Below are 19,983 nucleotides of genomic sequence, written 5' to 3'. Positions count from 1 at the left end.
TTCATTGAATTAAACTCGCTTTTTCCTCTTTCAGAAAATATAAATATGCTCTGCGCTCCTCCTGACCCAAGCATCTCAAACATTCTTCAATGGAATTCCGCATGTCTCATACGCCATCTCCTCTTCAGCCCCCACGTGCCGTGCAGCGCCCACATAACCATACACGCCATGGTATCACGCGCACGGATAGCTATGCTTGGCTGCGCGCACAAAACTGGCAAGAAGTCTTTAAAGACCCTTCGGTGCTTTCTGCGGAAATACGCGCGCATCTTGATACCGAAAATGCCTATCAGGAAGCGTTCATGCAGGATACGAAAGCGCTTCAGAAAATGCTTTTTGAGGAAATGCGCGGCCGCATCAAGGAGGATGATTCCTCCATTCCCGCAAAGGATGGGCCTTACGCCTATTGCGTTTCCTATCGGGTTGGAGGGGAGCAGCCTTATTTTGTTCGCACTGCCCGCGACGGTGGCGCGCAAACCATCCTGCTCGACGGCGATAAGGAAGGTGAAGGCAAGCCCTATTTCCGTCTTGCCTCCGCTGATCATTCGCCGGATCACACGCTGTTGATCTGGGGATATGACGACAAAGGCTCGGAATTCTACAGCCTGAAGGTCCGCAAACTGGATGCTATGCATGATCTTGCCGATATCGTCACGGATACCAATGGGGGTGGCGCATGGGATGCGAAGAGCGAGGGCTTCTTTTACACGCGGTTGGATGAAAACCATCGACCGTCCAAGCTTTTCTATCACCGCATTGGCACTCCACAATCCGACGACCGGTTGATCTATGAGGAACAGGACCCCGGCTTTTTCCTAGGCGTCGGCGGATCCTCACTGGACGATTATATCTTCATCGACATCCACGACCATGAAACATCGGAATGCTGGGTACTTCCGGCCAATGATCCGGCGGCAGAACCACAGCTTATCATGGCGCGTCAGACCGGCGTTGAATACGATATCGCGCCGGGCGGCGAGACCTTTTATATCCTGACCAATGCCAACGGTGCCAAAGATTTCAAGATCATGCGCGCACCGGCATCCGCACCGCAGCCAGAGAACTGGAAAGAGGTTGTTGCCGAAAGACCGGGCAGGCTCATTCTGTCGCACGCGGCATATAAGAACCATATTGTCTGGATTGAGCGCGATAACGGCCTGCCGCGCATCGTTATTCATGATCGCGAAAATGGCGACGAACATGCTATCGCCTTTGACGAGGAGGCCTACTCGCTGGGGCTTCACGGCAGCGCCGAATATGAAACCGACGTCATCCGCTTTTCCTATTCCTCGATGACCACACCCGAACAGCTTTTCGACTACAATATGCGCACCCGTGAGCGCACGCTTCTCAAAAAGCAAGAAGTGCCTTCCGGTCACAATCCCGACGATTATGTCACCAAGCGCGTCTTTGCTCCGGCTGCGGATGGCGAACTTGTTCCGGTTTCACTGCTCTACCACAAGAACACGCCGCTCGATGGCAGCGCGCCGTGCCTACTTTATGGCTATGGTTCCTACGGCATCACCATTCCGGCCAGTTTCAGCACATCGCGTCTGTCGCTAGTCGATCGCGGCTTCATCTATGCTATCGCGCATATTCGCGGCGGCAAAGACAAGGGCTTTGCCTGGTATGAAAACGGCAAGCGCGACAAAAAAATCAATACATTTACCGATTTTATCGCTGCAGCTCGCCATCTGGTTGATGAAAGCTTCACCAGCCACGACCTCATCGTCGCTCATGGCGGTTCGGCAGGCGGCATGCTGATAGGCGCGATTGCTAATATGGCACCGCAAGCCTTTGGTGCCATCATTGCCGAAGTGCCGTTTGTCGATGTCCTCAACACGATGCTGGACGACACACTACCGCTCACCCCGCCGGAATGGCCGGAATGGGGCAATCCGATCGAATCCGAGACGGATTACTGTACCATCGCCAGCTATTCGCCCTATGACAATGTCAAGGCACAGGACTATCCGCTAACGCTTGCCGTGGCAGGACTGACCGATCCGCGTGTGACCTACTGGGAGCCTGCGAAATGGGTGGCCCGATTGCGTGAACTGAAAACCGACGATCATCCGGTGTTGTTTCGCATCAACATGGATGCAGGACATGCCGGAGCGTCCGGGCGTTTCTCGCGATTGGAAGAAGTCGCCTATACCTATGCTTTTGCGCTGAAAGCCGTCGGCAAGTTTACAGCACTTTAATCCCGCGTCTCCTGACATCAGCAGATAAAGGCTTTATATTATCAGAACCCTGAAATCGGGTGGAGATCAGGACATGACACTTAAGTTTGTCAGCTTTTCTATGGGTCTAGCGCTCATACTGGCCTTTGCCATGCCGGGCTCCGCTTCCGCCCAAGTGCGCAAGGATGTGAGTGAATATGCGGGTCAGCGGTGTTCCACGCCGCCCCGCGGTAGCGGCGTCATATTCGGCCAGTTCAGCGGCGTCGACGATTCGCCTTTCATAGGCAGCGATGGCCTGGTTCCGGTCGACCGGATGCGCTGCTTTGCCACCATGTCCGAATGTAAGGGCTGGCTCTATACAATGCAGAGCAAATATACCAATGCCGGAACGGCGCGGATCGTTCGCTGCATGAAACGGTGACCCATGAAGACAGCAGACGACACGAACCTCTTCTCAGTCGGCCCGATCCAACTGACGGCGGAGGATCTCGCTAATGCCGCACGACTTAACCTGCGGCAGGCTATTTTTGCACGTAAATTTCTGTTCAGATTTGTCGCCATCATACTTGTAGCCGGTCTAATCAGCTGCATATTTTACTATCATGCCATCGCTCGCACCCTACCGCTGGGCGTGGTTTTCATGATTGGAGCGGTTGGCACCGCCACGTTCGTGCTCACTCTGTCCGGCCTGACTTATCTTTCGGCTTCGCGGCAGACGCGCAAGATATTCAAACAGCAGAAGAACTTGCACCAGCCATATACGTTAAACTGGAACGATAGCCGGCTGGAATTAACAAGTGAAGTCGGCAATGCGCGGTTTTCTTGGAACGATTTTCTAAAAATACGCGAGGACAGCCAAAATATACTGCTGTATGAGTCTGAAAATCTTTATCGGCTCATACCCAAACGGTTTCTGACAGAAGACCAGATCATCTCATTGCGACAAAGGCGGCTCGCCGGTCATGACTGAATCCAAGCGCAAGTCTGCACGGCGTAAACAAGGCAGCACCGATGGGGGGAGAGTACTGGCCGTACTGATACTCGTACTTTTCTTTCTCGTCGGAGCAGGATTGGTTACAAATAGTATCTATCACCTTTTAAAGGCTACACGGCCCGATGACGGGATTGCCTTCACGGGCGGTTTTGGAATCGTTTTCATGATCGCAACCGTGTTCAGCGCACTACATTTCCGCCCGGACGCGCCTGCAGATAAACCCTTGGTCATAGGCGCGATCGCTGTCTCAGGGTTTTTGCTCGGTTTAGCTGGGATGGCGCTTTATTATTATGCGCGCATTACCGCTGCTGGTATTTTCGCGAGCTTCATAATGGGCGCATTCCTGTTGGTACTCGCCTGGAACCTTTGGAAAGACTACGTAAAAAAGAAATACGGCTAGTGTGTTGGATTTGAATCTGAAATTCGATCGAAACCTTGCTCCGAAGGGATACGAATTTCAGATTAGCCACACTCGTATCGACAGGCTATCGGTTTGTCGAATAGCCATTAGGATGTGCAGGTATAGCCTTGAGATAGGCTGCGATGGCGTTGCGGTCCTCATCGCTGAGATGTGCCATATTGGCCACCACATCGGCCATGGAACCGCCGAGTGAATCGAAATCCGGCGTAAACCCGCTTTGCAGCGCATAGGCGATTTCACTCTCACTCCAGTCACTAATGCCGCCCTCGCCCGCAGTGATATTGGGGATCGTGCCCCTTTTGCCGTCGTTCCCTATTTCCGGCGACAAGGCACCGGATAGCCAGCGGCTTTTATCCAGGCCGCCTATGGCATTGCGCGGCGTATGACATTCCCCGCAATGTCCGAGCACCTCGGTGAGATATTGCCCGCGTCTGATCTGATCGGATGCATCGACCAGCTCAACGGCAGGAGTTTGGGTGAGATAAAGCTGCTTCCATATGCCAATCCCGCGACGGAGATTGAAGGGAAAACCAAGCTTATGCGCAGGCGCAATATTGCTCGATGGAGGCAAAGTCTTCATATAGGCGAAAAGATTAACCACATCCTGCGGCTCCATACGCGTATAGGACGTATAAGGAAAAGACGGATAAAGGTGCTCGCCCTTCTTGCCGACGCCCTTCAGCATGGCATTGGCAAAATTCTCGAGCGTCCAGTCACCGATCCCTTGCGAAGATGGCGAAATGTTGGGCGCAACGAAGGTTCCGAAATCCGAGGCCAGTTCGTGACCACCGGCCAGTACTTTTCGTTGCTCACCCGATGCGCCAGGCGCGGCATGGCAGGATGCACAGCCGCTGGCCCAGAAAACCTGCTCGCCTTTTGCGACATTGCCCGGCTCCAGACCCGCCAGAACCACACCCCCAACCTCCTGCGGCATTGTTAGAACCCAGAAAGCCGAAGCGCCTGTCACCAACGCAATGCCCAGCGCATAAACGAGCTTACGCATCAGGCTAATTTTTCTTGATACGGAAAGCCTGATGGCACGAACCGCAATTTGGTGCAACCTGTTGAAAGGCCAGTTTCAATGCATCGAGATCTTGTGGTTTGGCCGCTGCCGCTGTCGAAGCATCAGTGCGAAATTTTTCGACGTGCTTTGTAAACTCATCCTTGTCTTCCCAGATTTTCGGCGAAGCTTCGGTGTCTCCCTTATCAGAGCCTTCTGGAAAAAGAGCATCGACGTCAAGCTTCTTCGCATCCGCTTCAATCTTCTCCAGAGCGGCCAGCGCCGCATCGGCATCAAACGGCTTTTCACCCTTTACCATAGGCGCAATCGTACCAACCGAGCGTCCGATATCTTTCATGATTGCCTGACGGTCGGCAATTACATCGGCTTGTGCCATGCCAGTTATCATTACGAGAACAGAAGTCGTAGTCAGGAAAAACAAACGCATGGCTTTCTCCACGTTAAAAACAGATGAAGCCATTTTAGACTATATATTTATGCAACAGGAAGGATAGATTTAATCTGAGCCAGAAACTTCAGTCACAAGAAGTTGAAAAACATGACAATAATACTATTGTTTTGGCGCCTCTTTATCGAGACGCCAAGTTAAACAGCAATCAAATCCGATTATGATATCCGTTTATTTTCCGGACGGCGGGGAAACATGTGAAGACCCGATGATGCACGCAATAGACCAATTGGTAAAACGCTCACAATCCTTCAGACAGTTTCCGCCCTTCAAAATGCAGGCGTTCGCCGGCACCGAAGTTAGAAAAAGCAGGGCAAAAACACTCAACAGGCTTGCATTTCTAAATGGCATTAATTTTCTCCTAAGTTGAAATCACAAGAGTATAATTTCAAAATACTGAGAATTTTAAAATAACAACGATGAGCCCCCAACATGGCTGTATAGCGCTGACGCAAAAAACCCCGCCGAAGCGGGGTTCTTATCGTCAATTTACAGCCGGATCAGGCTTTTTCGTAAAGCTCCAGGACATAATCCCAGTTGATCAGGTTATCGACAAAGGCTTCCAGATATTTCGGACGCAGATTGCGGTAATCGACGTAATAGGAATGCTCCCAAACATCGACGCCGAGAATGGGTGTTGCGCCATGCACGAGCGGGTTTTCACCGTTTGGCGTTTTGGAGATTTCCAATTTGCCATTCTTGACCGAAAGCCATGCCCAGCCCGAACCGAACTGACCTGCACCGGCAGCTATAAAATCTTCGCGGAATTTATCATAACCACCAAGATCGGATTCAATGGCCTTTTCCAGCTTGCCGGGCAGCTTTTTGCCGCCGCCGTCCTTCTTCATCCACTTCCAGAAATGGATGTGGTTGTAATGCTGGCCGGCATTGTTGAAAAGCCCCTGGTTTTTACCAAAGCTCTCTTTGACAATCTCCTCAAGGCTCTTGCCTTCAAGGCCAGAACCTTCCAGCAACTTGTTGCCATTGGTTACATAGGTCTGATGATGCTTGTCATGGTGGAGTTCAAGCGTTTCCCGCGACATATAGGGCGCAAGGGCATCATAATCGTACGGAAGGGCGGGCAGTTCAAAAGCCATTGGAAACTCTCCTCTACTTCTCAAGCGTGTGGTGGGCAGAGCGAATACGTGCCCGAAAACTTGTGTGCGCATTCTACATAGGCCGCAATGACGCATCCGGCAATGGCAAGCCATTTGTTATCTGCCATCTGAATAATCTTTATCGATTACGAGAGAAATTCATCTCATCGCAGCTTGAAGCTCGGAATGATAAAATCGTGATGCAAGAGCATTTATTGCATAAAATCGTGTCGTGTCTGCAACAGGCTTCACCCCGAACAGCCTTCGCCACCTTTAGGCCGCAATCACACCGACTGGAGGCCACAATTTTCGGGCGTTTACGCATCAACGACACGGAAGGCTGGTTCCGAAAGGTTTCACCCGCTCGCCGCGGACAAGTGCAAAGACTTGGTCGCAATTCGTTAACCTTAATTGTTGTATTGGTAACCCTCCCCTCAATAAACTGGTTTTCTTATGCAAACGACACTTTCCCGCCGCTCTTTCCTGACGGCAATGACTGCCTCGGCAGCAGCCGGTCTCGCCGGTTGCGCCCAGTTGGGGGCTAATGTTCCCATCATCAATGACGGCGCAACCGATAACCGCACGCCACGTGCAAATGTGGATGCGTCCTATGGCGGCTGGCAGCAGATGTATGCCGCAGTCGAGGATGAAGGCTATCAGCTTCCGGCAATCCCGATCCAGAAAATGGACAAGCGTTTTCTGCGTCAGGTGGTGCAGGACCCGACCGGCGAAATGCCCGGCACTGTTGTCATCGATACCGCTAACCGCTTCTGCTATCTGGTGCTCGATAACGGACAGGCCGTGCGTTATGGCGTCGGTATCGGCCGTGACGGTTTTTCATGGTCTGGCCGCGCCGTGATCCAGTACAAGCGCAAATGGCCGCGCTGGACACCGCCGGATGAAATGGTTGCTCGTCAGCCTGAACTACAGCCTTATAGCATCAAGAACGGCGGTATGGGTCCGGGCCTCAAGAACCCGCTTGGCGCGCGTGCGCTCTACATTTTCCAGAATGGTGTAGATACGATCTACCGTCTGCATGGCAACCCGGAATGGTGGTCGATAGGCAAGGCTGTTTCGTCAGGCTGCGTGCGTTTCCTCAATCAGGATATTATGGATCTTTATAACCGCGTACCGCCGAAATCGGCGATTCTGGTCATGTAACGACCAGGAATTGCAACCATCAAAAAAGCCGCCTCATGGGCGGCTTTTTCGTTTCGTGTTATTGTTAGCGACGGAAACCGCCGAGAATACCGCGCACCAGCGCGCGTCCGATTGAACTTCCCACTGAGCGGACGACCGACTTCATAGCCGCTTCCGCAACTGTTTGCCGTCCGGAACGGCGTCCGGTCCCCAATGCTGTGCCGACCAGATCGCCAAGCACACCACCGCTGCCCTGTTCGTTGTCCTTGCTCTTCTGCTGCGCGACTGCTGCATTTTGTGCTTTACGCGCAAGCATCTCAAAGGCTGAATCCCGATCAACCGCCTGATCATATTGCCCCGAGACAGGGCTTGCAGCAATGATCTTAGCGCGTTCTTCCCCCGTCAGCGGGCCGATGCGCGAGGATGGCGGACGGATCAGCGTGCGCTGCACGATGGACGGCACACCCTTTTCCTGCAAGGTAGAAACCAGCGCCTCGCCTGTGCTAAGATTGGTGATAGCGTCATAGGTCTTGAAATCAGGATTGGGTCGGAACGTGTCGGCCGCGGTCTTCACTGCATTGGTTTCGCGCGGTGTGTAGGCTCGAAGCGCATGCTGAATCCGATTGCCAAGCTGCGCCAGAACCCTTTCCGGCACGTCGAGCGGGTTCTGCGTCACGAAATAAACGCCCACGCCTTTGGAGCGGATCAGTCGTACAACCTGTTCTACGCGGTCGACCAGCGCCTTGGGTGCCTCGTCAAACAGCAGATGCGCCTCGTCGAAGAAGAAGACCAGTTTTGGCTTATCCGGATCGCCCACCTCGGGTAAAACTTCGAACAGTTCCGACATCAGCCAGAGCAGGAAAGTCGCATAAAGACGAGGGCTCATCATCAACTTGTCGGCAGCGAGAACACTCACCACACCGCGACCATCGGTCGTGGTACGCATCAGATCGGCAATGTTTAAGGCCGGTTCGCCAAAAAATTTCGAGCCGCCCTGCTGATCAAGCACCAGAAGCGAGCGTTGCACAGCACCGACCGACGCCTTGTTGACGTTGCCATACTTGGCGGAAAGCTCCGCCGAACGCTCAGCCATTTCAGAAAGGATCGCCTGCAAATCCTTGAGGTCGATCAGCAACAAGCCTTCTTCATCCGAAAGGCGGAAGGCAATATTGAGCACACCTTCCTGCGCTTCGGTCAGATTCATCAGTCGCGAAAGCAGAAGTGGCCCCATCTCGGAAATGGTAGCGCGAACAGGATGGCCCTGCTCGCCGAAGATATCCCAAAAAATCACCGGGGATGCTCGCATCTCATAAGGATCGAGCTTGATTTCGTTTGCGCGCTTGGAAAGCCCATCATTGGCAACGCCGACCGCACCGATGCCAGAAAGGTCGCCCTTGATATCGGCGCAGAAAACCGGAACACCAGCCGCGGAAAAGCTTTCCGCCAGAACCTGCAACGTCACCGTTTTGCCCGTGCCGGTCGCCCCCGTGACAAGGCCGTGCCTGTTGCCATATTTCAGCTCCAGATATTCCGGCTGCTGATAAGTATCGTCGGGCTTGCGGCTTGCGCCAAGGAAAATAGCGTCATCAGCATTCATCAGGCGGAGTGCTCCTGTCAAAAGTTACATATCGTATGATATAGCCGCACGAAGATCGTCCGACAACGATAAACCTGCTTTCGTGTTGCTGTACCCGTGCCTGTCACAATTCAGACCTCGTTTTCTGTTTTCAAAAGGCAAGCAGCGCTTGCAAAGCTCCTGCAAGGATGCATATTACGTAAACGTAAGTATTTTTGGGAGAAAGCCTATGGATGAACTGATCGCACGCATCACCGCCAATGTCGGCATCGATGCGGCTACCGCACAAAAAGCCGTCGGCATGATTCTGGCGTTTCTTCAGAAGGAAGGCCCGGCCAATGAGGTGCAAAAACTTTTGGCGGCCATTCCAGGCGCTGAGGATGCCGTCTCGCAGGTCGAAAAAGGCGGATTTCTGTCGGGTCTGATGGGCGGCGTCATGGGTCTCGGCTCACAGCTCATGAGCGCAGGTCTTGGCATGAGTGAAATTTCCGGCGTCTCGAAGGAAACCATTCGCTTTGCCAAGGAAAAAGCTGGCGACGCGCCGGTTGATGCAGTTGTAGGCGCTATTCCCGGCCTCGGCCAGTTCGTGTAATGAAGCATCAAACCCCGGTCAGTCCGGGGTTTTCCACTTATGCCCTGCCCGTTACTCTTCAGCTTAATGAAGATACTGGCCAGCAATTTTGCGAGCACCCATGCGCAACTCTGCATCCATCCTGTTCACGTTGATTGTGGTGGTTTTCTGCGCAAGTCAGCAAGCCGCAGCGCAAAAGTGGCAAAACGCGGATACACTGTTGCCCGAAACCAAAAAAGCCATCCACAATTACGTCGAGACTTACGAGCCCACCGCGCTGATGGTGATCAGCGATGGCAAAGTGGTTGAAAGCCATGGTGATGTGGCGCGACTGGTAAACGCGGCGTCGGTACGAAAAAGTTTTCTCGGTGCGCTTTACGGAATTGCGGTTGCGGAAGGAAAAATCAATCTCGATAACACGCTTGCGCAATTGAAAATTGACGACAAGCCACCGCTCACTCCTACGGAAAAGACTGCAACGGTGCGTGATCTTCTCAAGGCGCGCTCCGGTATCTATCATCGCGCAGCACACGAAACCGCGGATATGCGCCGCAGGCGTCCCGAAAGAGGCAGCCATGCACCGGGATCTTTCTGGTTCTATAACAACTGGGATTTCAACGCACTGGGTACGATCTACCGCGAGAAGACCGGCGAAGATATTTTCGAGAGTTTTACCCAGCATATCGCCACGCCTCTCGACATGCAGGATTATGCGACTGCAAATGGCCGCTATGTGCTCGAAAAACACTCGGTCCATCCCGCTTATACATTCAGGATGTCGGCGCGAGACATGGCGCGGTTCGGCTCACTCTATCTCAACGACGGCCAATGGCAGGGCAAACAAATTGTTCCTGCCGCATGGGTACAAGAATCGTTGACGCCCCATTCCGCAACAGGCCGAGGCCGGTTCGGTTATGGTTATCTGTGGTGGACGCTCAATCCCGACAATTTCGGCCCTGGCGCGGCCGTCGCATCCGGTTATGGAGGGCAGCGCATTGCCGTCATACCTGCGCGGAAAATGGTGATCGTTCAAACCGTGGCAAACACCAGAACGGGTAGTATAAGAACCAGCCATTTCGTCGCCTTATTGCGTCAGATCGCAGGCAACGCGCCTTGAGCCGGTTCAATCGTCGGCTATGCCGACATGCCCTGACCGACCCGCAAGCCAGCCATTGATCGCAGCCCCCAGTCCAAGAGCCGCGAAGAACAGACCGCAGGCCGCAAAACTACCCGTCGCGTTATAGATGACGCCGACGACCAGCGGGCCAATGGCTGCCAGAATATAGCCGACACATTGTGCCATGGCCGACAGATGCGATGCGGTATGGGAATCTGGCGCACGCAATACGATCACCATCATCGCAGCGGCGATCAGTCCGCCCTGCCCGATCCCCTGTATTGCCGCCAGCGGCCAGAAGCTCCATTGCGGCAGATAGAGAAACCCGATCAGCGGCAATGCCGCGCAGGCACAGAGCACCACATTGAGCAAGCTCTGGCTTTTCTGCCGCACGGCAATGGAAGGTACACCGAGACAGGTCACCACCTGCACCATGATGGAAAAGGAGACAAGACCGCCAGCGGCAGCAGGGCTCAGCCCCTGTTCGCGCAGGATCGATGCCAGCCAGCCGAAAACGACATAGGCCATCGACGATTGCAGCCCCATGAACAGCGTTACCTGCCATGCGAGCCTGTCTTTCCACAGACCGATAACATTCGCCCGCGCATGGGTTGCATTGTGCTTTGTGCGAAGCGCCTGCGGTAGCCACAGCGCAAACATCAACGCGGCAGGAATGGCCCAGAAAGCCAGCGCCAGACTCCACGATCCGCCCAGCATATGTTCGAGAGGGATGGTAAATCCGGCCGCCATGGCAGCACCGGCGCACAGCGCCATCGTATAAAGCCCGGTCATGATGGCGGCAATTTGCGGGAAATCGCGCTTTACGACACCCGGCAGAAGCACATTGCCCATCGCAATCGCCGCCCCTGCCAGTGTCGCACCGATGTAAAGCGAAGCGGGATTGGCAAAGCCGCGGATCGCCGTGCCTAGCGTTAAGACCGCAAGCACGCATAAGAGCACCCGCTCGGCACCAAACCGCTGCGCAAGGCGCGGCGCAAAAGGTGCAAAGGCTCCAAGGCAAACGACCGGAAGCGTCGTCAGAATTCCGGCAGCAGTGCCAGACATACCGGTGGCTGCGGTAATTTCCGGCAACAACACCGAAACGCTTGAGAAGACCGGGCGAAGATTGGCCGCAATCAGCACAAGGCTTGCGCCCAGAAGGACGCGCGCGGCCCTGCTTTGATGTGTTTTAACCGATGCCGGGGCTAGCGGCTTTTCACGCTCCCGGCCCGTCATGCCAGCAACCTTTCCAGTCTTTCAATCAGCAGTGCCATGATTTGCCGAACCGTGCTCTCAGCCCGATCAGCTTTACCGCTCGCAACGGCCTCATGAGGTATCGCTCATTATTTTAACTGTCAATGTGATGCCAAGACATGTTAACTCCCACATTCTTGTAGGTTGCCGTATAAGTTTAATATTTTTCGCGCATACCGGCATAGCATTTGCATTCAACAGAGGCCCGCATGATAACGCTTTACAGCCTTTCCGGAGACCATCTTGAAAAACTGGAAATCGAGCCGGGACAGCCTTTACCTGACAGCGTGATCTGGATTGATCTCTTCGCTCCCGGCGTCAACGAGGACCGCATCGTCGAAGCTTGGGCTGGCATATCTATTCCCACCCGAGAGGACATGACGGAAATTGAGGAATCGAATCGCTTTTATATGGAAAATGGCGCACAATTTCTGACCGCACCCATTCTCCACGCCGTCGATCTCGACCACCGCGAACTGGCACCAGTGACATTCATCCTGTATGGCCAGCGCCTGATCACGGTGCGCTATGCCGATCCAAAGTCCTTTACGACTTACATCCAACGTTCGACCAAGTCGGGCAATGGCCTGATCTCACCCAAATGCACCGGTATTTCGGTGTTGCTCGGCCTGATCGAAGCCACCACAAACCGCCTCGCCGATATTCTGGAAGGTGTGGCTGGCAAAATCGATGCAGCTTCGCATTCAATCTATCGCCGCCAGCCCAAAGCGCGCCCCATGTCCACGCAGGATTTCCGACACATCCTGACCCAGATCGGCGGACAGGGAACGTTCCTCTCGCGCATGCGTGAGAGCCTCGCCGGCATCAGCCGCATGCTGGTCTATCTTTCTGCGACCAGCAATCCGGCAACCAATAAAAAGGAAACACGTTCCTGGATCAAGTCGCTGGAACGCGACATGCAATCTCTGACCGCTTACGTGGATTTTCTGTCCAACAAGGTAACGTTCCTTCTCGACACCATTGTCGGTCTCATCTCGGTTGAACAGAACGCCATCATCAAGATATTCTCAGTCGCAGCTGTCGGCTTCATGCCGCCCACGCTGGTGGCCTCAATCTACGGCATGAATTTTTCCTTCATGCCGGAATTAAATTCGCCCTGGGGCTATCCTATGGCCTTGGGGTTAATGGTCGCCTCTGCCCTTCTGCCGCTTTACTATTTTCGTCGCAAAGGCTGGCTCTAAGGTGAGGCTAACGCGGCAGCGTTTTTCCGCGACCATTGTGTGTTGGTTGACGATGCAGGTTAACCCAGTTTTGCCGACACGATCTCCCAATCCTTGCCGTTAATCTTGATCACATCGCCGACCGGTTTGCCGAACAGCATAATGGCGACGGGTGAGACATGAGAAATCTTGCCGTTCGACGGATTGGCTTCGTCCTCGCCGACAATGGTCCATGTGCGCATACCGCCATCGTCCAGATTTTCCAGTTCCACGGTCATACCAAAGCGCACGACATCGCTGCCCGCTTCCGGTACAGAGAGTTCCGCCGTTTCACGCCGCGACGTCCAGTAGCGCAAATCACGCGAAAGCCTGGCAATCGTCGAACGTTCGTTCGCGACATTCGCCTCGGCCAGTTCACGATGAAGTCGAATGATCTCGTCCTCGATCATTTTCAGGCCGTTCGGCGTGACAAGATTACGATGTGGGCTGATCGGGCGTACGCCCAAATCGTCCGGCACGTCATCCTGCTCTTTGGTAAAGGCTCTGCTCATCCCGTCAATGTAGGCAGCCGAAATAAATGTATCAAGCCAGAATGCCTCAGCCGATGATGGCGTGGCACAGCAGATCCGTCGGCGCTACCCTTCCAAAAGCGATACCGTTCCAGTTTTTCATGGCCGGATTGGCGAAGGCTGTAAGCCGGGCCGATAGTTCCTCGTCTTTGCAGAAAATGCGTGCAAGCAGTGTAGCAACCATGGCTTCCGCAGCACGCGTTGCACCATCATCGCATTTAAGCGCAAAACCGAGCCCCAATTCCGGCACTGCGCCACAAAAAACGCCCTCGGCACCCGTTTTCACAAAAATTCGCTCAGGCGCCATACGCATCAATTCGGTGCAGGCACGCTTTGTACCCGCCACGTAGAAGGGTTCTGCCATGCACGCCGTGACGAGACGGCGAGCAGCAGCAGCTCGCTTGTCGCCAAGCCCGGTACCGGTTGCCATTCGGGCAAATCCATGCGCCAGCTTCGACAAGGGAATAGCATAGGTCGGAATCGAACAGCCGTCCGTGCCACATTGATCGACCGCGTGGACCGCACCCGTTACTTCTTCCATCACATCGCGCACCATGTCCTGAATTTGCGAACCAAGGGCAACGTATCCCTTGGTTTCAAAGCCACAATGAACACAGGTCGCCAGAAAACCCGAATGCTTGCCCGAGCAATTATTGTGCAACGGTGTGGGCTGCTGTCCGCTTTGAGCGAGTTTGATCAAAACCGATTGCTGGAACGGCCAGTGACTGCCGCATTCAAGAGCATCCATATCTAGTCCGGCGCGACGCAGCATGGATTGGGCGCGTGCGGCATGCTCTTCTTCACCCGAATGGGACGCGCAAGCCATTGCAAGATCAGCATCCTTAAAGCCGAAGGCGTCCGCCGCCCCGCTTTCGACCAGCGGCAAAGCCTGAATGGATTTGATCGCCGAGCGCGGAAAGGTTGGGCGTTCGACATCGCCCAGAGAAAAAACGCAAGTCCCATCGCCATCGAAAACCGCAAGCGCACCGCGATGGCGACTTTCCACCACATCACCACGAAACACGTTCAGAAGAACCGGATTGCTTACCATTTCCAACCTTTACCCGCGTCACCCGTCGCGCGACGCCTTTGCTTCAAACCGCCCGCGACCATAACCACCGCTACGGAAATCACCAGAGCGAGATCATCACTAGCATTGATTTTTTGCCAAATATTTTTTATTGATTGATCAGTCAATCAAAATTAAACAGCGACCTCGAAACAAGATTCAGGAATGGACCAATGCCCAAGATCGGTATGGAACCCCTGCGCAGACGCGAATTGATCGATGCCACAATCCGCACTATTGGCCAGCGCGGCTCGCTTGATGTGACGGTTGCGCAAATCGCTCATGAGGCAGGCGTTTCACCGGCGCTGGCACATCATTATTTTGGCGGTAAGGACAAACTCATTCTCGCGACCATGCGCCATTTGCTGCGTGAACTGGGTCAGGATCTCAACAGGGCAATCAGCCAGACCGAAACGCCGCGTGCACGCATCGCGGCGATCATTGCAGTCAATTTTTCCGCCGCCCAATTTGCCCCGGAAACCATTGCCGCATGGCTGACCTTTTATGTCCATGCGCAGCAATCACACGACACGCGCCGACTCCTGCGGGTTTATGCCCACCGCCTGCATTCCAATCTGGTCGTGCCTCTCTCGCAACTGACGGGCAGCGACCACGCGCACCGCATCGCGGAAGGCGCAGGTGCACTGATCGATGGGCTTTATATTCGCCATGCACTTGGTGCCGATGCACCGGATGCAAAGGCTGCGATTTCGCTGGTGGAAAATTACATCGCCATTCAACTTTCGGCAGGGGAATGATCATGGAAGCGGATTTTGTAATCATCGGCTCCGGCTCAGCCGGCTCAGCCATGGCTTATCGCCTTTCCGAGGACGGTCGCCACTCGGTCATCGTCATCGAATATGGTGTGCCGGATGTGGGGCCGTTGATCCAGATGCCCGCTGCCCTATCCTTCCCGATGAATATGGCAACCTATGACTGGGGATTTTCGACCGAACCGGAACCCCATCTGGGTGGGCGCAGCCTTGTTACCCCGCGCGGCAAAGTTCTTGGCGGCTCGTCTTCCATTAATGGTATGGTCTATGTACGCGGTCATGCCCGTGATTTTGACCATTGGTCGCAAAGCGGGGCACAGGGCTGGAGCTTCGCTGACGTGCTGCCCTATTTCAAGCGCATGGAAAGTTCCCATGGCGGAGAGGAAGACTGGCGCGGAACCGACGGCCCCTTGCATATCCAGCGCGGCCGCCGCGATAACCCCCTATTTCACGCATTTGTGCAAGCAGGGCGCGAAGCAGGTTTTGAGCTCACTCAGGATTATAATGGTGCAAAGCAGGAAGGCTTTGGCCCAATGGAGCAGACGATCCATAAGGGTCGCCGCTGGTCCGCAGCCAACGCCTATCTGAAACCGGCCCTCAAGCGCCCGAATGTGCAATTGGTCAAAGGCCTTGCGCGCAAGATAGTGCTGGAGGGAAACCGTGCCGTGGGCGTGGAGATCGAGGCGGGGCGCAGTTTTGCAACGGTGCGTGCACGCCGTGACGTGATCATTGCGGCTTCTTCCATCAATTCGCCCAAATTGCTGATGCTTTCGGGCATTGGTCCAGCGGCACATCTGCGCGAACACGGCATCGACGTGGTGGTGGACCGCCCCGGTGTTGGGCACAATCTTCAGGACCATCTGGAAGTCTATATCCAGCAGGAATGTACGCAGCCCATCACGCTCTATTCCAAGCTGAACCTGTTCTCGAAAGCCCGCATCGGTGCGCAATGGCTGCTCTTCAAATCGGGCGAAGGCGCGACCAATCATTTTGAATCCGCAGCTTTCCTGCGCTCCAGGCCAGGCGTCGAATATCCCGATATCCAGTACCACTTTTTGCCCGCCGCCATCCGATATGACGGCAAGGCGGCAGCACCAGCTCACGGATTTCAGGCGCATGTCGGCCCGATGCGCTCGAAATCGCGCGGCAGCGTGGCGTTGCGTTCTGCCAATCCGCGTGAAAAACCCATAATCAAGTTCAATTACATGTCGCACGAAGACGATTGGACCGATTTCCGCCATTGCGTACGCCTCACACGGGAAATTTTCGGACAAGCGGCTTTCGATCCCTATAGGGGTAGCGAAATTCAGCCCGGCGAGCACGTGCAATCGGATGAACAGATAGACGATTTTCTGCGCGCACATGTAGAAAGCGCATTCCACCCTTGCGGCACAGCCAAGATGGGGGCGGTTGACGATCCGCTCGCGGTGGTTGATTCTGAATGCCGGGTGATCGGTGTGGAAAACCTAAGGGTCGCAGACTCGTCGATTTTCCCACGCATCACCAACGGCAATCTTAATGGCCCATCGATCATGGTGGGCGAAAAAGCCGCCGATCACATTCTGGGGCGCACGCCGCTGCCATGCTCCAATCAGGAGCCGTGGATCAATCCGCGTTGGCAGACCAGCGACCGCTGATGAAACTTTGAGGATAGAGACATGAAAGCACAACCCAAGGCCTCGCATTTTGTCGGCGGCGCATTTGTAGAAGACAAGACTGGTACACCGCTTCCTGTTATCTATGCGGCAACGGGCGAAGAAATCGCTAAGCTTTATTCCGCCACACCCGCTGTAATAGAAAGCGCTTTTGCCGCCGCACTCAAGGCACAAGAGGCCTGGGCAGCGCTTAAACCCATCGAGCGCGGACGCATTCTGCGCCGCACTGCAGAAATCCTGCGCGAGAAGAACAAAAAACTCTCCAAGCTCGAAACACTCGATACCGGCAAAGCGCTACAGGAAACACTGGTGGCGGACGCAGCATCCGCTGCCGATGCGCTGGAGTTTTTCGGTGGTGTGGTTTCCAGCTTCAACGGCGAATATGTCGATCTGGGCGAGTCATTTGCCTATACACGACGTGAAGCGCTCGGCATTTGCATCGGCATCGGCGCGTGGAATTATCCCATTCAGATCGCAGCATGGAAATCGGCTCCGGCACTTGCTATGGGCAATGCCTTCATCTTTAAACCATCGGAAAACACGCCACTGTCAGCGCTTGCGCTTGCCGAAGCTTATAAGGAAGCAGGTTTACCTGACGGGCTTTTCAATGTCGTGCAGGGTTTTGGCGATGTAGGGGCAGCGCTGGTCAACCATCGTCTGACCGCAAAAGTTTCCCTGACCGGCTCTGTGCCAACCGGCAAACGCATCATGGCCGAAGCCGGCGGTCAGTTGAAACATGCCACGCTGGAATTGGGTGGAAAATCTCCCATCATCGTCTTCGACGATGCTGGCCTTGAAAGTGCCATCGGCGGTGCCATGCTCGGTAATTTCTATTCAACGGGACAGGTCTGTTCCAACGGTACCCGCGTCTTCGTGCATAAAAATATCCGCAAGAAGTTCGTAGACCGTCTTGTGGAACGCACTGCCACGATCCGTATCGGCGATCCGCTCGACGATACAACGCAGATGGGACCGCTGATCAGTGCCGCCCAGCGCGACAAGGTTCTGTCTTACATCAAGAAAGGCAAAGAAGAGGGAGCGACGCTCACATATGGCGGCGGGATACCGAAATTGCAGGGCTTCGATAACGGTTTCTTTATCGAGCCGACCATCTTCACCGACGTCACCGACCAGATGACGATTGCGCGCGAGGAAATTTTCGGACCCGTCATGAGCATTCTTGAATTCTCTGACGAGGACGAAGTAATTGCGCGCGCCAATGAAACCGAATTCGGCCTTGCGGCAGGGGTCTTTACCGGTGACCTCTCACGCGGTCATCGTGTCATCGGCCAGATCAAGGCCGGGACCTGCTGGATCAATGCCTATAATCTGACCCCGGTGGAAGTGCCGTTCGGCGGCTACAAGCAATCGGGTATCGGTCGTGAAAACGGACGAGCGGCACTGGAGCATTACAGCCAGATCAAGACCGTCTATGTCGAGATGGGTAAGGTTGAAAGTCCCTATTGACCCTTTCACAACGGCGGCAGATTACGCAGTGCTCGATCGGCCCGGCATACCGGTGCCGACCATTAAATGTCGGCTGCATTTTATGATCTTGGTATAGAGCGCATTCCGAAAACCGTTTCACACTTTTCGGAATACGTTTTATTGGATTAAACTTGACCTCTGAAACCCGCGCAAAGAACACTCTTTCAAACGTCAAATTCAAACGATCCACTAAATCAGATCGCGCGCGGCAAGATTGCGCATCAGATGCGAAACACCGAAGCACCAGGGATCGCATTCGGTAGAAAGACGGACGCGGTTGGTTAGAGCGCCAAGCTGTGGGTTGGAAATCGTCACCACATCACCGATCTTGTGCGTAAAGCCCTGCCCCGGGATATCACGGTCTTCCACCGGTGCGAACAATGTCCCCATAAAGAGAACAAAACCGTCGGGATATTGGTGGTGGCTGCCAATCGTCTGAGCAACCAGTTCCAGCGGATCGCGGCTGATTTCCTTCATCGAACTGTGGCCATCAAGTATATAGCCGTCCGGTCCCTCGACTTTCAGCGTAAGCTCCGCCGAGCGCACGTCATCCAGCGTATAGGTTTCGTCAAACAGCCGGATGAAAGGTCCGACAGAACAAGACGCATTATTGTCCTTCGCCTTGCCGAGCAGCAGCGCGGAGCGCCCTTCGACATCACGCAAGTTGACGTCATTGCCAAGTGTCGCTCCCTTGACGCGACCCTGGCTATCGACCACCAGCACCACTTCCGGCTCGGGATTGTTCCAGGTGGATATGGGATGCAGACCGACATCGCAACCATGGCCGACCGCCGACATCGGCTGGCTCTTGGTAAACACCTCAGCATCCGGACCGATCCCGACTTCGAGATATTGCGACCACACGCCCTCTTCTATCAAAGCCGCCTTGACACGCGCGGCTTCAGGCGATCCGGCCTTCAAATTGCGCAGACTGTCGCCGATGATTGCACCAACGCGCTCGCGGATTTTTAGCGCCATATCCGGATCACCGGAAGCCATTTCCTCGATCACCCGTTCAATCATCGAGCGGGCAAATGTTACACCACAGGCCTTGATGGCCTGCAGGTCGTTGGGAGCCAGCAGATGCAGGCTTTTCTCATCATTGGGGCTGCCCGCAAAAAGCTCTTCAAGCGAAGCGATATCGCGACCGGATACGCTGCGCACATAGGCGGCCACATCATTGTGCTCCAGAAGATCGCGCATGGTCGGCGCGGCCTTGTCGGTAATATCGATAACGCGGCCCGCACGCAGCGTTACGAGGATAGGTCCTTGGGCCTCAGGGCTCCAAGCCCGACCGACAAATGTTCCAGATGCGAATAATTCCATACCCACGCTCAATGCTCCTCCAACAGACTTCAAAACTCTCCCGCCTGACCACCCTGCTCTAATACAGGTAACAATCCGGCGGTCTTGTTTTACACGCACC

Annotated in this window: 19 protein-coding genes; 11 read left to right on the top strand and 8 right to left on the bottom strand. The window is 54.5% G+C overall.

Features of this window, described 5'->3' with window-relative positions; genetic code table 11:
* Positions 1-101 precede the first annotated feature (101 nt).
* The 4 genes from AAIB41_RS01635 (at position 102) to AAIB41_RS01620 (ending at position 3,577) form a co-directional block, all read left to right on the top strand.
* Positions 102-2,204, top strand: a complete 2,103-nt coding sequence (locus AAIB41_RS01635; RefSeq protein ID WP_343313884.1) for a S9 family peptidase — start codon at positions 102-104, stop codon at positions 2,202-2,204.
* Positions 2,205-2,277: 73 nt separating this feature from the next.
* Complete coding sequence (locus tag AAIB41_RS01630; RefSeq protein ID WP_343313883.1) at positions 2,278-2,604, top strand: metallophosphoesterase; 327 nt, start codon at positions 2,278-2,280, stop codon at positions 2,602-2,604.
* A gap of 3 nt (positions 2,605-2,607) precedes the next feature.
* A complete protein-coding gene (locus AAIB41_RS01625; RefSeq protein WP_343313882.1) occupies positions 2,608-3,153 on the top strand; it encodes a YcxB family protein in 546 nt (181 codons plus the stop codon).
* The gene (locus AAIB41_RS01620; protein WP_343313881.1) at positions 3,146-3,577 is read left to right on the top strand and encodes a hypothetical protein; all 432 of its coding nucleotides are present in this window, start codon (positions 3,146-3,148) and stop codon (positions 3,575-3,577) included. Before AAIB41_RS01625 ends, AAIB41_RS01620 begins: the two co-directional genes overlap by 8 nt.
* Positions 3,578-3,662: 85 nt before the next feature.
* On the opposite strand, the gene AAIB41_RS01615 is transcribed toward AAIB41_RS01620, so the two are convergent.
* The 3 genes from AAIB41_RS01615 to AAIB41_RS01605 form a co-directional block, all read right to left on the bottom strand.
* On the bottom strand, positions 3,663-4,604 hold the full coding sequence (locus AAIB41_RS01615) for a c-type cytochrome (protein ID WP_343314770.1): 942 nt from the start codon (positions 4,602-4,604) through the stop codon (positions 3,663-3,665).
* 1 nt (position 4,605) lies between these two features.
* On the bottom strand, positions 4,606-5,046 hold the full coding sequence (locus tag AAIB41_RS01610) for a cytochrome c (RefSeq protein ID WP_343313880.1): 441 nt from the start codon (positions 5,044-5,046) through the stop codon (positions 4,606-4,608).
* 521 nt (positions 5,047-5,567) lie between these two features.
* Positions 5,568-6,164 carry a superoxide dismutase gene (locus AAIB41_RS01605; protein WP_343313879.1) on the bottom strand — a complete coding sequence of 199 codons (597 nt, stop codon included), beginning with the start codon at positions 6,162-6,164 and terminating at the stop codon, positions 5,568-5,570.
* A gap of 453 nt (positions 6,165-6,617) precedes the next feature.
* Between AAIB41_RS01605 and AAIB41_RS01600 the strand changes: the two genes are divergently transcribed.
* The gene (locus AAIB41_RS01600; protein WP_343313878.1) at positions 6,618-7,325 is read left to right on the top strand and encodes a L,D-transpeptidase; all 708 of its coding nucleotides are present in this window, start codon (positions 6,618-6,620) and stop codon (positions 7,323-7,325) included.
* A 64-nt stretch (positions 7,326-7,389) separates the two neighbouring features.
* Here AAIB41_RS01600 and AAIB41_RS01595 read toward each other — a convergent pair whose 3' ends face one another.
* Positions 7,390-8,901, bottom strand: a complete 1,512-nt coding sequence (locus AAIB41_RS01595) for a helicase HerA-like C-terminal domain-containing protein (protein ID WP_343313877.1) — start codon at positions 8,899-8,901, stop codon at positions 7,390-7,392.
* A 208-nt stretch (positions 8,902-9,109) separates the two neighbouring features.
* Between AAIB41_RS01595 and AAIB41_RS01590 the strand changes: the two genes are divergently transcribed.
* Both AAIB41_RS01590 and AAIB41_RS01585 read left to right on the top strand, forming a co-directional pair.
* Complete coding sequence (locus tag AAIB41_RS01590) at positions 9,110-9,472, top strand: DUF2267 domain-containing protein (protein ID WP_343313876.1); 363 nt, start codon at positions 9,110-9,112, stop codon at positions 9,470-9,472.
* A 100-nt stretch (positions 9,473-9,572) separates the two neighbouring features.
* Positions 9,573-10,568 carry a serine hydrolase gene (locus AAIB41_RS01585; RefSeq protein ID WP_343313875.1) on the top strand — a complete coding sequence of 332 codons (996 nt, stop codon included), beginning with the start codon at positions 9,573-9,575 and terminating at the stop codon, positions 10,566-10,568.
* Between the two features lie 6 nt (positions 10,569-10,574).
* Here AAIB41_RS01585 and AAIB41_RS01580 read toward each other — a convergent pair whose 3' ends face one another.
* Positions 10,575-11,804: a CynX/NimT family MFS transporter gene (locus AAIB41_RS01580; protein ID WP_343313874.1), complete on the bottom strand. Its 1,230-nt coding sequence runs from the start codon at positions 11,802-11,804 to the stop codon at positions 10,575-10,577.
* A 227-nt stretch (positions 11,805-12,031) separates the two neighbouring features.
* Between AAIB41_RS01580 and AAIB41_RS01575 the strand changes: the two genes are divergently transcribed.
* Entirely contained in the window at positions 12,032-13,024 is a 993-nt protein-coding gene (locus AAIB41_RS01575) for a magnesium transporter CorA family protein (RefSeq protein WP_343313873.1), read from the top strand.
* Between the two features lie 59 nt (positions 13,025-13,083).
* On the opposite strand, the gene AAIB41_RS01570 is transcribed toward AAIB41_RS01575, so the two are convergent.
* Both AAIB41_RS01570 and AAIB41_RS01565 read right to left on the bottom strand, forming a co-directional pair.
* The gene (locus AAIB41_RS01570) at positions 13,084-13,554 is read right to left on the bottom strand and encodes a GreA/GreB family elongation factor (protein ID WP_343313872.1); all 471 of its coding nucleotides are present in this window, start codon (positions 13,552-13,554) and stop codon (positions 13,084-13,086) included.
* A gap of 46 nt (positions 13,555-13,600) precedes the next feature.
* Positions 13,601-14,623 carry an asparaginase gene (locus AAIB41_RS01565; protein WP_343313871.1) on the bottom strand — a complete coding sequence of 341 codons (1,023 nt, stop codon included), beginning with the start codon at positions 14,621-14,623 and terminating at the stop codon, positions 13,601-13,603.
* Positions 14,624-14,814: 191 nt separating this feature from the next.
* Here AAIB41_RS01565 and betI point away from each other — a divergent pair, with 191 nt between their 5' ends.
* From betI to betB, 3 genes are read left to right on the top strand one after another with little or no spacing between them, the layout of a single operon-like run.
* Positions 14,815-15,399 carry a transcriptional regulator BetI gene (gene betI / locus AAIB41_RS01560; protein WP_343313870.1) on the top strand — a complete coding sequence of 195 codons (585 nt, stop codon included), beginning with the start codon at positions 14,815-14,817 and terminating at the stop codon, positions 15,397-15,399.
* 2 nt (positions 15,400-15,401) lie between these two features.
* Positions 15,402-17,051 (top strand): choline dehydrogenase, encoded by a 1,650-nt coding sequence (betA, locus tag AAIB41_RS01555; RefSeq protein ID WP_343313869.1) that lies wholly within the window; start codon positions 15,402-15,404, stop codon positions 17,049-17,051.
* Between the two features lie 21 nt (positions 17,052-17,072).
* The gene (gene betB, locus AAIB41_RS01550) at positions 17,073-18,536 is read left to right on the top strand and encodes a betaine-aldehyde dehydrogenase (protein WP_343313868.1); all 1,464 of its coding nucleotides are present in this window, start codon (positions 17,073-17,075) and stop codon (positions 18,534-18,536) included.
* Between the two features lie 210 nt (positions 18,537-18,746).
* Here betB and AAIB41_RS01545 read toward each other — a convergent pair whose 3' ends face one another.
* The gene (locus AAIB41_RS01545; RefSeq protein ID WP_343314769.1) at positions 18,747-19,883 is read right to left on the bottom strand and encodes a fumarylacetoacetate hydrolase family protein; all 1,137 of its coding nucleotides are present in this window, start codon (positions 19,881-19,883) and stop codon (positions 18,747-18,749) included.
* Between the last annotated feature and the right edge of the window lie 100 nt (positions 19,884-19,983).

The organism is Brucella sp. BE17, assembly GCF_039545455.1.
GTDB lineage: Bacteria > Pseudomonadota > Alphaproteobacteria > Rhizobiales > Rhizobiaceae > Brucella.
The sequence above is the reverse complement of the archived record's forward strand: the minus strand, read 5'-3'. Positions and strand labels throughout refer to the sequence as shown.

Bases quoted from the DNA above. Each gene is read 5' to 3' on its own strand.
- betB (WP_343313868.1), top strand. From the start codon at position 17,073: ATGAAAGCACAACCCAAGGCCTCGCATTTTGTCGGCGGCGCATTTGTA.
- AAIB41_RS01590 (WP_343313876.1), top strand. From the start codon at position 9,110: ATGGATGAACTGATCGCACGCATCACCGCCAATGTCGGCATCGATGCG.
- AAIB41_RS01610 (WP_343313880.1), bottom strand. From the start codon at position 5,046: ATGCGTTTGTTTTTCCTGACTACGACTTCTGTTCTCGTAATGATAACT.
- betI (WP_343313870.1), top strand. From the start codon at position 14,815: ATGCCCAAGATCGGTATGGAACCCCTGCGCAGACGCGAATTGATCGAT.
- AAIB41_RS01575 (WP_343313873.1), top strand. From the start codon at position 12,032: ATGATAACGCTTTACAGCCTTTCCGGAGACCATCTTGAAAAACTGGAA.
- AAIB41_RS01600 (WP_343313878.1), top strand. From the start codon at position 6,618: ATGCAAACGACACTTTCCCGCCGCTCTTTCCTGACGGCAATGACTGCC.
- AAIB41_RS01625 (WP_343313882.1), top strand. From the start codon at position 2,608: ATGAAGACAGCAGACGACACGAACCTCTTCTCAGTCGGCCCGATCCAA.
- AAIB41_RS01570 (WP_343313872.1), bottom strand. From the start codon at position 13,554: ATGAGCAGAGCCTTTACCAAAGAGCAGGATGACGTGCCGGACGATTTG.
- AAIB41_RS01635 (WP_343313884.1), top strand. From the start codon at position 102: ATGTCTCATACGCCATCTCCTCTTCAGCCCCCACGTGCCGTGCAGCGC.
- AAIB41_RS01545 (WP_343314769.1), bottom strand. From the start codon at position 19,883: ATGGAATTATTCGCATCTGGAACATTTGTCGGTCGGGCTTGGAGCCCT.
- AAIB41_RS01605 (WP_343313879.1), bottom strand. From the start codon at position 6,164: ATGGCTTTTGAACTGCCCGCCCTTCCGTACGATTATGATGCCCTTGCG.
- AAIB41_RS01630 (WP_343313883.1), top strand. From the start codon at position 2,278: ATGACACTTAAGTTTGTCAGCTTTTCTATGGGTCTAGCGCTCATACTG.
- AAIB41_RS01585 (WP_343313875.1), top strand. From the start codon at position 9,573: ATGCGCAACTCTGCATCCATCCTGTTCACGTTGATTGTGGTGGTTTTC.
- AAIB41_RS01580 (WP_343313874.1), bottom strand. From the start codon at position 11,804: ATGACGGGCCGGGAGCGTGAAAAGCCGCTAGCCCCGGCATCGGTTAAA.
- AAIB41_RS01565 (WP_343313871.1), bottom strand. From the start codon at position 14,623: ATGGTAAGCAATCCGGTTCTTCTGAACGTGTTTCGTGGTGATGTGGTG.
- betA (WP_343313869.1), top strand. From the start codon at position 15,402: ATGGAAGCGGATTTTGTAATCATCGGCTCCGGCTCAGCCGGCTCAGCC.
- AAIB41_RS01595 (WP_343313877.1), bottom strand. From the start codon at position 8,901: ATGAATGCTGATGACGCTATTTTCCTTGGCGCAAGCCGCAAGCCCGAC.
- AAIB41_RS01620 (WP_343313881.1), top strand. From the start codon at position 3,146: ATGACTGAATCCAAGCGCAAGTCTGCACGGCGTAAACAAGGCAGCACC.